Below are 12586 nucleotides of genomic sequence, written 5' to 3'. Positions count from 1 at the left end.
TGCTGAGATCATTGAAGCAAATCGCTTTCTAGGAGGAAATCGAGAGTCAGCTGAGCGACTGTGTCACCTCTTGGCAGAGCACGGAAGAATTGCAAGCGATGTTGTCGCATCGCAGATCAAGAAACACGCGAGACGCTTTGTGGAAGGCGACCTACCATCAAGTTGCATGATACGTCTTGTGGCCGGAAATCAGCACCAGATGGATCTGGTAACGCGTTTTTCAGATTCCACTGTCAACTGCCTACGAGCTGGACTGCCCGCAGCGTGCGATGGTGTGCGCCCAACCACGGAAGCGGGCCTTCAGGCGTTGTGCGACGGTTTGCTGAAGGCCGCCGGCAAACGTCTTCAACGGGAGTTTCCATATGCTCGCTGGGGCCTAGTCGGGACGAAGCCGGACTGGTCTGAGGACGAAATCAATCTTTGGATTGAACTCAAATTTGCGAGAAAACGGCCTGCTCCACCTGGAAGAATCAGCGATGAGATCGCGACAGATATTACGAAGTACGGACACAACAGCAAGCGAGTACTGTTTATCATATTCGATCCAGATCGTTCGATTCAGGATGATTCACGGTTCATCGAGCCGATCCTTTCTCATCGTGGAATGAGAGCGGAAGTTGTGAGATGAGTCGGTGACTCTATCTCGCAAACGAAGCGATGTCGGTTTGGTATTCCAAGGGCCAGCGTTCGTCTGGCCCTCGCCGTTGGGACTGCTCCTCGTTCTGCTCTCCCCACTACTCGACGTTGACGGGGACGTCGTACGTGACTGGGGCAGCGTTGGGCAATACGATTCGAAAGCGAATGACGACCTTGTTGACGTCCTTGGGAATCGCGAGGGCGCCTTGGGCGTAGTGGGCGGGTTCGTCCTCCGTCGTCGGTTCGTAAACGGTGGGGACTTCGCTCGCGAGTACCGTCTTGCCGTCCGCGCTGACGAGAGCGTTGAATACTTTCGCGTCGCTAACCGGTTTGCCGTCACGCTCAATGGAGACGGCCGGCTCGACCTCGGTTCCGGCACGGAGTTGCTCGCCGTGATGGCCGAGGCGGATAGTTGTTCCCGAGTGTATCTTCGGCTCACCTTCCCAGACGAGAGCGTCGTCGGCGCCGTGGGAGTGGCTATGGCCGGCCGAGCCGTGCGACTCGCTGAACTCACCCTGTGACGGCTTGCCATCGATCATTGCGAGCACGGTACCGTCGAAGTCGGCGATATTGCCGATCCCAGGATCGGTGCCAACAAATGTCGTCGCTTTCCCCTCTTTGCCATCCTTGGGCAACATCTTGATCGTCATCGGGGCCACAATCGTGCCGTCCTCGGTCTTCGTCTCCTTCGTTGTCAGCACCAACTCTTCCGTGGCAACCGGCGTGGGCGTCTTCTCGTCGGTACCAAGTATGAGAATCATGCACTCCTTCTTGGGGTGATCGACGGTGAACTCCGCATGGTGCTTGCCCAAATCGAACACGACGCCGCCATTCGGGCCCGCTCCATGGGGAGCATGCTCTTCTTTCTTCGCCGGTGCTGACTCCTTCTCCGCTCCGGTCTGCTTGGCCGTCGAAGTCGGATCAGCGCTCTTGGAGCATCCGCTTGCCACGATGGCAACCGCCACAAGCCCGAGACCCAAGTTTCGTACGTACGTCATTCGGAATGTCCTTTCATTCGACACGACAGATTCCCTTCGATCAAAGTTGCACGCTTCGCAGAAGGTCCTCATCGGAACCTTCTCGTCGGGAAAGGCGATCGGCATCCTTGCCCGAGAACTTCCAAAACAACCCAGGGTGGATGAGAAACTCGCAGAACGTCGACGTCACCAGTCCCCCCAAGATCACCGTTGCGACGGGATACAGGATTTCGAGTCCCGGTTTCTTTCCACCAATGACTAGAGGAATAAGAGCGATTCCCGCAGTGAGCGCCGTCATGAGCACCGGCGAGAGACGTTCCAAGCTGCCTCGCAAGACCATCTGTTTGGTGAAGCCTTCCCCTTCTTCCTCCATCAGATGAAAGTAGTGTGTCACGAGCAGGATGCCATTGCGCACCGCGATCCCGCCCAGCGACACGAACCCGACCATGCTGGCCACGGTAAGGGACTGACTCGTCACCACAAGAGCGAAGACGCCGCCGATGAAAGCGGTGGGGATGGCGTTCAGAATTTGGAACGTGATGCGGGCGGAAGGGTAGAGCATCATCAAAACGAGGAAGATACCGGCCAGCGACACGCCCGCCAGAATCGTGATGAGAAAGGTTGCCGAGCGTTGGGCTTCGAACTGCCCGCCGAACTCGACGAAGTAGCCGATCGGCATCGGCACTCCCTCGCGTACCCGCCGCTCAATCTCGATGACGGCACTTTCGAGGTCGCGACCGGACACGTTGCAGCGAATCGTCTGTCGTCGCCGGACGTTCTCCCGGTTGACGAGGTTCGGGCCGCTTGCCGATGCGGGAAAGTCGGCCACTTCATTGAGCCGAATCTGGCCACGGCGGCCGGGAAGATCGAGACGTAACTCTCCCAGCTTGTAGGCATCGGATCGGTAGGGTTCCTTGAGCTTCACGACGAGGTCAAAGCGTCGTTGTCCTTCCAACACCTGCGAGATGGCTTCTCCTTTGAGAGCGGTCTGGACGAAGTCAGCGACGTATTCTCGGCTTAGGCCGTAGAAAGCGAGATCCCCGGGCCGCAGAACGACATGCAGTTCGTCGACGCGATCTTGAGGGTCGATGATCGGTGGCGTCACACCGGGAACGTCAGCGATGGCGTTGCGGACATCGCCCGCCAAATCGCGAAGTTTGTCCAAGTCGTCGCCGTAGAGCTTGATGCCGATCTGAGCCTTGACGCCGGAAAGCATGTGGCTGATGAGATGGGACAGCGGTTGTTCCGCCTCGATTTGCACCCCCGGCACGTTGGACCTCAAATCGTCCAATAGCGTCTTGAGGAACTCGTCGCGGTCGTAGTCACCCTCTGGGTTCATGGTGAGGATGTACTCACCCACATTCACGGGCTGTGCATGTTCGTCCAGTTCCGCCCGCCCCGTCCTCCGAAAGAAATGAAGTACAGGTCCATGCGGGTTGTCAGGCGTTCTCTGTAACTCCATGAGTTGCGCATCGATCAAGGCGGACGCTTCGTTTGATGCTTGCAGCGACGACCCGCCGGGTAAGGACACGTTGATCTGCACGCTGCCTTCGTCAAACTTCGGGAGGAAGTCGGCTCCTAGTTGCATCAATTGCCAAACGCTGAAACCGACCAGGAGCCATGTCGCGATCAAAAGGATGCCCGCCCATCGCATGCTGAAACGGATCAGGAAGCCCGCGAACCACTTCAACACCCGCAGGAGCAAACCGTCCTCGTGACGATGCGTCGCTTTCGATTGCGGCAAGAGATAGTACGAGAGGACAGGCGTGACCGTCAACGACACCAGCAGCGACGCGAGGATCGAAACGATGTAAGCAACTCCAAGCGGGACGAACAACCGTCCCTCGACTCCGGAGAGGGCGAATAGCGGCATGAACGCGAGAATGACGACGGCGGTACCAAAAACGATCGCCGAACGTATTTCGGTGCTCGCTTCGTAGACGACGACAATCGCCGGCTTCGGATTCGGACTGGCGTTGTTCTCGCTCAGGCGGCGGAAGATGTTCTCGACATCGACGATCGCATCGTCCACCAATTCACCGATGGCCACCGCGATCCCGCCCAATGTCATCACGTTGATCGACAACTCGGTCCCGGTCACGACCCCGGCCAACTGAAACACCAGGGTGGTGATCACCAGCGACAGTGGGATCGCCGTCAGCGTGATGAACGTGGTGCGGAGATTGAGCAGAAAGAAAAACAACACGATCACCACGAGGACCGCGCCGATCACGAGTGCTTCTTCCACGTAGTAGATGCCGCGATCGATGAAGCTCTTCAATTGAAACAGATTCGTGTTGATGACCACGTCGGCGGGCAGGCCGGCCTCCGTGTCCCGCAGTGCCTCCTTCACTTCTTCGGTGAGCTTACGGGTGTCAGCGTGGGGTTGCTTGACGATCGTGATCACGACACCGGGATGACCGTCGATGCTCGCATCTCCGCGTTTGGGCGCCGGTCCCATTTCGATTCGGGCCACGTGACCGAGCAGGACGGCGCGATCCGCGTTCATCTTCACCGGCACTTGTCGGAGGTCGTCGACGACTTTCTCCGGAAACGGGCCAAGCCGGCCGACTACTCGTACGGGCCGCTCCGTCTGACCTTCGTCGATGAATCCGCCGCTCGCGTTCAGATTGTTCGCCTTGATCGCCTCCTCGATTTGATGAAGCGAGACGTCGTATTCCTGGAGTTTGAGTGGGTCGACGAGCACCTGATACTGCTTCTTGTCGCCACCCATGACGATGACTTCGGCGATCCCGGGAAGCTTGAGAAGACGAGGCCGAACGAGCCAGTCCGCCGTCGTTCTCAACTCCATCCGCTCTTCCAACGGCGTGGGGAACGTTACTTCGTAGGTACGCCCCTCGACGGCAAACGAGATCGTACGGTCGGGAACGATCCAGCGCGGATGGTCGATTTCCAGTTGTTCCCAGGCGGCGAGATCGTTGCGAACCCGAGAACGCCAAACGGCCACGCTCGGTTTCCCGTCGACATGCGTTCTCTCCGCCAACAAACCTGTTTGAGCAATTGGCGTCAGAACGCCTCCATGCGGACCGGTACGACGATGGATTCCCACATGAAGAATCTGTCCCATGATGGACGCTTGCGGCGTCATCACCGGAGAAATGCCCGGCGGCATCGGAACGTTCGCCAACCGCTCGGAGACGATTTGTCGGGCATACCGAGGATCGGTTTGCCAGTCGAACTCGATGTAGACGACGTTCATTCCTTGACTGGACTGACTGCGAACGTCCTCGACCCCATTGGCTCCCAGAACAGCCGTTTCAATCGGATAGGTGACGAGTGTCTCGACTTCCTCGGCGGATAGGCCGGGACACTCGGTCAAAATGACGACCCGGGGTCGATCGAGGTCGGGAAAGACGTCGATCGGGAGGGTCGTCGAAAGATAGCCACCGTAGACCAGCGCGATGACGCAAGCGGCGAGAACGAGCGTCCGGTGGGTCAACGAGAGTCGAATGATTGCGTTGAGCACGGCGTTCCCTCTACTTCCCTTCGTCTTCGTTCTTGTGAAGACTGCCGTCGGCGTGAATGTGGTAGCCCTCCGGGAGATCGTCCCCCGATTGCGACTTCGTCATTCGGTTCAACTGGGCGGCGGCATTCTGAACTACGAACATGCCGGGCACCAAGGAACCGTCGTTGGCGAGCACGACGTCTCTCCGATTCTGGAAGAGGATGCGGACAGGTTTCCGTTCGAACGTGTTGACGTTCTGAGTGAACACGAACGCCTCGGCACCGTCGCGGGTCACGGCGTCGGCGGGTAGAACGAAGACATCATCGAGTTTCTGAACTCGGACGAGAATCCGCAGTTTCTGACCAGGCCGACAGCGCCACAGCATTTGCCGCTGACCATTGGCCTCCACGACCTTCGATTGATTTTCGAGCGGAATTCGGAAGGCGAACGTGCGGTTCGTGGGGTCAATCGTGTTCGCGAGGTGACGGATTCGATACGTCTGGTCGAGGGGTGGCCAACCCTCCCGCTCGTCTTGCCCAAAATCGACGTCAACGGGCCAGCCTTCCCGCACGGTCCGTTCCAAGAGTGGCGTTTCATCGGGAAACGCTCGCCCCTCGATATCGAGCGTCCGATGATTAGCTAGCATGCAAAGTGTCTGTCCCGCGTTCACCTGTTGGCCAAGTTCGACGTCCAACTCCTGGACCTCGTACGCCAACGACTGCGTGTCGGCCGAGGATTCCGAAACGAGCATGGCGACAGGTGGGTCGGTGACGGGACGGTCCGGAACAACAACGGTAATATCACGGACAAAGTTCCCCTCGGCAACTTCGTCAATTTGCATTCGAGATAGGCCGCGAGTCAGCAGTTCCTGCCGATAGGCTCGGACCGCGATCTCCAAACGCGTGATTTGGTTTTCCGCCTCGATGATGCGGGCTTCGGCAATCGCTCCCGTTGACGCGCTGAGTCGCTTTCGTTGTGCTTGAGCGATCTTGATGTCCTGAGTGGCCTTGAAGAGATCAGACTGGGTAGCATGAAGCGACTCACTAAGGAGACGAATCGAGAAGAGAACGTCTCCGACTCGAACGATGTTGCCTGGGAAACAGTTGACTTGCGTCACAACGCCGGAGACGGGAGAGACGACGCCAAGGTCGCTTCGCCCCGGCCGATCGACCACCGTCCCCGGGATTTGAATCGTTCGCCAGTATGTGTCGGGTAGGGTCCGTTTGGCGGTCAGCCCCAAGTTGTCGATCGCTTGGTCTGTGAGAAGGATCGTCTCGTTCGGCGTAGCCGATTCGGCCGATTCGGAACTCACATCCTTATCGACGACGGCCTGACGGTGGTCGAGCATCGGCAGCCACTTGTCCTGCGTCAAGTATCCCGCCACGGACAATCCAACGACGAGGCCGACACCAAGCGGGTATCGCCAGCGAATCTTGTTCATCATGGATCATTCCTCTCCGGTTGTGGCGTTTCGGATGTTGGCGGCCATTGATCTTCGAGCATGAGCCCCGCGATCACGCTAGCCGCTTCCCACATGTCGCCGAGTGAGCGGACAAGTTCCAACTTCGCCTCGACGACGGCTCGCTGTGCCTCAAGGACACGAAGGTATTGAAACTGTCCACCTTGGTACGCTTTGAGTGACAAGCTGTACGTCTGCTGTGCTTTGGGCACGATCAAGTCTCGATATCGCACCGCCCTCGCTCGGGCGGCGGCATACGCCGAGAACGAAGTAGCAAGTCGATCGACCAGTTCGTTTTCCACGCGACCGATCTGCCGAACGGCTTCGCTGACCTGCGCTCTAGCCGCGAAGATGTTGCCTTGGTTCCTATCCCATGTCGGGATTGGTACGCTCACGCCGATGTCCCAATCGTTCGAGCGGTTCTGTCCCTGGTAGGTGTAGCCGGCACCAACCGTCACGTTCGGGATGGGCTCCACTTCCGCCCGCCGAAGCACGAGTCGAGCGCGTTCGACACCGACTTGCGCCGAGCGGATATCGGGATGGATGCCGAGCACATAAAGGCGGATCGGGTCGAGCTCGTACTCCGGCAAGGGAAGGTCGAGCGTGCCGACGAGATGGCGGATCGTCAGCTCGTCGACGCCGACACTTGCGGCGACTTTGCGATAGGCGGCCGGTAGAGCCTGTTGCGTCGCTTCGAGATCGGCTCGATAGCGTTCGAGGTCAACTTCGAATTGCACGACATCGAGCACAGCGCCTTCCTTGGCTTCCAACAGTTGCTGCGCATTCCGCACCGACTGCTCGGCAAGCCCAACCAGTTCGGTCAGGATCTCCGCGCGTTGTTGCAGGGTCACGGCCTCGAAAAATGCTCGCCGTACCTCCGTAAAGATCACGTATCGCTCGGAAATAACCGCCAGCGTCGCCTGGTCGACCTCCTTGAGGGCCGCCGCCCTGCTGAGACCGAGCTTGTGGGCTGTCACGAACTCTTGCTCTCCGAACGTCGACCAGATTCCTCCCGGGCCGGTTCGGTCGCTGATTTCGTTGCCCGTGACGGCGAAGACCGGATTGGGATAGAGACCAGCTTGCAGTGCTCGACCTCTCGCGACATCCACGGCCCAACCGACTTGCGCCAGACGCGGATTCTGCTCCAAGGCCAAACCGATCAAGTCCGGGAGCTCGGCGATCGTGTCGGTTTCGTCCTCCACCGAAAGAACGTCCGGGATCGATTGGGCGAACAACTCTTGCCCGTCGATCTCCTCGTCGGCAAAGAACGCAGCTTGCACGATGTGCGGCCTCGGGCCTGTAGGTGATGGCTGACCGACTACTGGGCGGGATGGAATGGAACACCCCGCCGGCACCAAACTAATCATCCCGTACAGGACGGGAACACAAATTGATCGCATCGTTGAATCCTCCACATCCATGCAGAGTGCCGTTTTGTGTTCCTCTGGAAAGCGTCGACGCGACGAGTGGGCCGGGCGCAACTTCCGCCACCGCCAACTTTGCTTTCGCGAGATGGAACAACGTTTCTTCGAGAACTCTCAACCACGCGAAGGCCGTAGCCAAGAATCGAAGATGTTCTGGACGCCATACAGGACGGCTACCGCATCGAAACGAGGCGCTTGCCGGTCGGGAATTGGCGCGGAGACAGCAAGAAGCCGTGGCTCATGACGAGCTTGGACTGCTGGAAGATGGAGGCAGGATCAAAACAGGAGTGCGAGTTGCCTGATGTAGAGAGGGCAACTATCGTCGCGCCATGGAGGCGCATGTGACCAATTTGGCGACGGACGACGAAGCAAACAAGCCGACAAATGCTCGACCGAAATCGAGTCGAGGCTCGCCCAAAGGAACGACCATGCCGATTCGCTGTCGACCGTTGACCGGCCATCGTTCACGATGTCGATGACTTCAAAGAAAACCGCATCGGCGTCATGTCCGGGGGCCGCGCCTCGATCGGTCGAAGCGAACGTCGGGGAAAGGTCCTCGGACTCCACCATTACGTTAGGATGGTGCGTGTGGCCATCCGAGTGATGGTGATGATGGTGACCGTGGTGGTCGTGATCCGTGACCACCGTCGTGTGAACATGTGGACGAAGATCGTGCCCCGGCGACTCTTGGTCACCGTGCGAATGGCCGAGAGCCACTGCTTGAGTCAGCAGCAAGCACGGCATCAGCGATAGGGACACGATGCGTCTGTACATATTCCTCTCATCGGCGTGCGATTCTCCGTAGTTTACCGTTTCGAATCTGAAAAACCAAAAAGATCGTCACCGCCCCACTCGCCCAACCTGTCCATCGAACGATGGTCCAGAAGGAGGCGAACCTGTGCAAGCCGTGCGGAGATCGCAGGTCCACCATTGCCATTCAGCGGGGCCCGTTCGAGTTGCCCCGTTTCGACTTCCCGCGATCCCGTGGAAAGGAGTGGCGGACGACAAGCCGACTTTTCCATCCACCGTCGTTGTCATTTTGCCCATTGGACAGGATCATGAGCGAGTACGGTCGCCGACTACCGGCAGCGTTGATCGCTCGACAAAAGGTCAGGTCGATAAGGAAAGCAAACGATGGATCATCTATCGCGTCGCGACTTCGTGTTCGTCTCGTCAGGAGCGACGGCTGGGAACATGCTTGTGGGCGGACTCGCCGAGGCTGATACGAAGAATGGAGAAGACCTGGACTTCTCGCAAAGCGGGCTCGTGACGGGAAAACCGAAACCGCTCAAGCACGTCTCCATTCCCGGATTCCTGAGTGAGGAGCAAATCGCTCCCCATCACACGGCCCATTACGGTGGGGCGTTGAAAGGCTACCAGTCCGCCGACGCCAAGATCGAGGCTTCGATCAAGTCGGGACAGGCACAGGATGCGGCCGCCTACGGCGCGCTCAAGCGAGCCGTCTCGACGAAGGGAAACAGCGTCATATTGCATGAAATGTACTTCGACGGTCTCGCCCCCGTCAGGCCCGATCCAGAAGAGGGCATTCGGTCGGCAATCGAGAAACGCTTCGGCTCACTCGACAAGTGGGCAAGCGATTTCGAAGGGAGCGCCAACGCCGCCGCCGGTTGGGCGATGCTCGTCAAACACCCGGTCAACGGCAAACTCTACAACGTCGTCAGTGACGAACACGCCCAAGGACCGCTTTGGATGGCCTTTCCTCTCGTGGTCATCGATGTGTACGAGCACGCGTTCTACATCGACTACCACAACCGGAAGAGCGAATACGTTCAACGCTTCATGGATCACATCGACTGGAACGTCGCCGACAACCGTTTCCGCCGTTCGATTTCCTGATGCCGATCGACCATCGCAAGTCTCCCACGGAATTGGCGTTCAAGTTCTACAGCTCGACGCCAGCTCTGCGTAGCGCCAGCACCATGACCGAGTACAACCCGACCATCAGGATCGTCGAAACGATGAGGCTGCCATAGAATCCCCAGCCCTTTCGCAGGAGCACCGGCAGTAGCAGAAAAAATGGAAGTGACGGCAGCACCAGCCAGAAGACACTCCGAGACAAGTCAGCGACCTTCTGGGTATTGCCCGTTTCGGTGTAGAGCCAGATCATGCCGAAGAACGAGACAAGCGGGAGAGACGCCAGGAGGCCCCCCAGCAGAGAGCTCCTCTTGGAAGCTTCGGAAACCGCAACGACGAGGCCGGCGGTGAGCAAGACCTTGATGACGTAATACATTCTGTGAAGGGTTCCTTTGTTGGTGCGGATCTCGCGAATTCGGCCCCACATCGCCACGGGATAGACGAAACAGTAAACGTCCTCACCATCTCGCATGCCTACTAACGTCATCGTCTTGCCATGGTTGGAAGCATCCTTGCGGAATTGAGGATGAAGGCAAGCGCCGAGGCCACCCAATCGACAACGGCGATCGCCGCGTCGATTCGTGCCTTGTGGAAAGCAAGTCGCGTTCGGGAAACGCTGTGATCCGGAGCACCCTTTGCGCGGGCTTACCTGATGATTCAGCCATCTCAAGAAGACACCATCGTTGGGGACTTGCTCAAAGTGAATGTTGACGAGTTTCCAAGAGCAACTCGAACGTTGTTGCGAGCTAAATCAGCTTGTTCCTAGCCGGGCCAAGTTGTCATTCTCGGACTTGCCGATTCGGAGAAGACAAAACTAGATCAGATTGAAGCTTCATGTGGAGTGGGCCAAGGAGAATCGCCTATCGCCTCGATCTAGTCGCGTAGCCAGCAGCGTCAGAATCTCACAACAGGTAGCGAGTGCGGGCGTGTCAGCAGCCCCTTCTGCTGATGAAGCCAATACGCTCTCATTTTCTTTTACGGGTTGCCCGCCTAGCCAAACCCCAACCGTTTCCCAAGCCAGGTAGTCGCCTCGTCGAACCGCTCCTGTGATGGCTGGACGTAGTGTCGGTCTTGGTCATCAGAGTGAAGTAGCGGTTGTCCCTTCGGTCGGCCGCAGCGGCTCGGACCTTGAGACCGGCCCTCGGCCGATCCAACGCATCAACCACCAGTCAACGAAGACTCGCCGGGCGTGAAGGCGTGAGATCGAAGCGGTCGATCACTCGTCCAGGCTTGGTCCTCATCGGCTTCGGGACACCGCTGGCCCACCGGCCAAAGTGGTCGATCGGGCGAAAACTAGCTCACCGGGGGCTACGTCAATCTCCCGCCCGAGTATCGTCATCGTGAGTTGATGCACTAACGCCGACTAGGGTTTCCCTCCACAGGACAGTTTCCTATTCGACAATCATTTCCCGTTCGGGAAAATGTGGTATGCTGGGAAACAATTGAAGCGATGAAGGCGGGCGATCTTTCCCGAGAACACGTGTTTTCCGAATCAAGAAAATGACAACCAGCGAGAAACGGTTGACGACCAAGAGCTTGCAGGACTCCCTCCGGAGGATGGGAGAATGCTTCTACCCTGCGCGCATCCGTGTTGTCGAGACCGCAAAGCGGCTGGGGGCGTCTGATCGCGTCGACGCCGTTGCCGAAGTCGCCTGGAACAAGAGCACGTTCGCCTTCGCGGTCCAAACCCGCGTGCAGTTCAACCCGAAAGCTATCCAGGAAGCCGCTCAACAAGCGACACGGCTCGCCAAGCAACTTAAAGCGAACCCGATGATCGTCACGCCCTTTCTTTCCGAAGAGCAGCTACGATTCTTGGAATCCCAGCAAGTCAGCGGCATCGACTTGTGCGGCAACGGCGTCATCCTTGTCCCCAATCGACTGCTGATCTACCGAACGGGAAATCCGAACAAGTACCCGAGCAGCAGCCCAATCCGAAACGTGTACCGAGGAGCAAGCTCGCTTGTCGCAAGAACGTTTCTCTTGCGTGCCGAATACGAGACGTCGCAAAAACTCCTCGACGAGATCAGAACTCGCCGTGGTGACGTCACTCTTTCGACGATCTCCAAAGCATGCTCATCCTTGGAAGATGACCTCATCATCGAGAGACAACGAAAAGGGCGGACGACACGCCTACGCTTGCTCCAGGCGGAGAAACTCTTGAACAGCCTCGCCGACAACTACGAGGCTCCGGTCATTCGGCAAAAATTCATCGGCAAATGTGATCTGGACGATCAGGCGTTCGAGGCGATCGCACGAGATTGGAGCCAGGAGACACAGGAACGCGTCGTCCGCACAGGATCGTCATCCTCCGAACACTATGCGACGATGGCGCGTGAGCCCATCCGCTGCTACTACTGCACTGATGCAACCGGAATCTTGAAACGACTGGGCAACTCGGCCCGTGAGACCGAGCGTTTTCCAAACTTCCAAGTCTTGGAGACTGACGATCCCATCGTCTTCTTTGACGTTCGCGATTCCGTTGATGCTTCTCCCCTCCAGGCGTTTCTGGAACTCAACGCTGGCGACAAACGGGAACGCGAGACGGCCGAGCAGATTCGGCAACGACTCCTCAAGGACGTGGGGATTCCGAAGAGGTCGCCATGAACGCGCTCGACATCTTGAAGACCGATCTGGCGGAATGTGGGACTCTCGTACCGGGGAGTACATTGCGAAGATGTGGGAGGCACTCTAAGTGGAAGCAGCCAAAAGTAAGGTCGATTGGTGGTGCGAGGCATCGCTTCGGATTTGC

The 12586-nt window shown here is 58.0% G+C and carries 9 protein-coding genes; 4 read left to right on the top strand and 5 right to left on the bottom strand.

Going from position 1 to position 12586, the window contains the following annotated elements; genetic code table 11:
* The first annotated feature begins 199 nt into the window (after positions 1-199).
* A complete protein-coding gene (locus Pan216_RS02065; RefSeq protein WP_145254121.1) occupies positions 200-628 on the top strand; it encodes a PD-(D/E)XK nuclease domain-containing protein in 429 nt (142 codons plus the stop codon).
* Positions 629-734: 106 nt separating this feature from the next.
* On the opposite strand, the gene Pan216_RS27980 is transcribed toward Pan216_RS02065, so the two are convergent.
* From Pan216_RS27980 to Pan216_RS02045, 4 genes are read right to left on the bottom strand one after another with little or no spacing between them, the layout of a single operon-like run.
* Positions 735-1634, bottom strand: coding sequence for a hypothetical protein (locus tag Pan216_RS27980; RefSeq protein WP_419193167.1), 900 nt, complete (start codon positions 1632-1634; stop codon positions 735-737).
* A 40-nt stretch (positions 1635-1674) separates the two neighbouring features.
* The gene (locus Pan216_RS02055; protein ID WP_145254116.1) at positions 1675-5100 is read right to left on the bottom strand and encodes an efflux RND transporter permease subunit; all 3426 of its coding nucleotides are present in this window, start codon (positions 5098-5100) and stop codon (positions 1675-1677) included.
* A 10-nt stretch (positions 5101-5110) separates the two neighbouring features.
* The gene (locus Pan216_RS02050; protein ID WP_419193166.1) at positions 5111-6523 is read right to left on the bottom strand and encodes an efflux RND transporter periplasmic adaptor subunit; all 1413 of its coding nucleotides are present in this window, start codon (positions 6521-6523) and stop codon (positions 5111-5113) included.
* Positions 6520-7818, bottom strand: a complete 1299-nt coding sequence (locus Pan216_RS02045) for a TolC family protein (protein WP_419193165.1) — start codon at positions 7816-7818, stop codon at positions 6520-6522. Before Pan216_RS02045 ends, Pan216_RS02050 begins: the two co-directional genes overlap by 4 nt.
* 732 nt (positions 7819-8550) lie before the next feature.
* On the opposite strand from Pan216_RS02045, the gene Pan216_RS27975 reads away from it, so the two are divergent.
* Together Pan216_RS27975 and Pan216_RS02040 are read left to right on the top strand one after the other, a co-directional pair.
* The gene (locus Pan216_RS27975; RefSeq protein WP_419193164.1) at positions 8551-8715 is read left to right on the top strand and encodes a hypothetical protein; all 165 of its coding nucleotides are present in this window, start codon (positions 8551-8553) and stop codon (positions 8713-8715) included.
* A gap of 381 nt (positions 8716-9096) precedes the next feature.
* Positions 9097-9819 carry a superoxide dismutase gene (locus Pan216_RS02040; protein ID WP_145254110.1) on the top strand — a complete coding sequence of 241 codons (723 nt, stop codon included), beginning with the start codon at positions 9097-9099 and terminating at the stop codon, positions 9817-9819.
* Between the two features lie 46 nt (positions 9820-9865).
* Here the strand turns inward: Pan216_RS02040 and Pan216_RS02035 are convergent, their stop codons facing one another.
* Complete coding sequence (locus Pan216_RS02035) at positions 9866-10309, bottom strand: DUF3147 family protein (RefSeq protein WP_419193163.1); 444 nt, start codon at positions 10307-10309, stop codon at positions 9866-9868.
* A 1028-nt stretch (positions 10310-11337) separates the two neighbouring features.
* Here Pan216_RS02035 and Pan216_RS02030 point away from each other — a divergent pair.
* Positions 11338-12441 (top strand): hypothetical protein, encoded by a 1104-nt coding sequence (locus Pan216_RS02030; RefSeq protein WP_145253726.1) that lies wholly within the window; start codon positions 11338-11340, stop codon positions 12439-12441.
* Positions 12442-12586 lie beyond the last annotated feature (145 nt).

It is taken from the genome of Kolteria novifilia, assembly GCA_007748055.1.
In the GTDB taxonomy this organism is placed as follows: Bacteria; Planctomycetota; Planctomycetia; order Kolteriales; family Kolteriaceae; genus Kolteria; species Kolteria novifilia.
The sequence above is the reverse complement of the archived record's forward strand: the minus strand, read 5'-3'. Positions and strand labels throughout refer to the sequence as shown.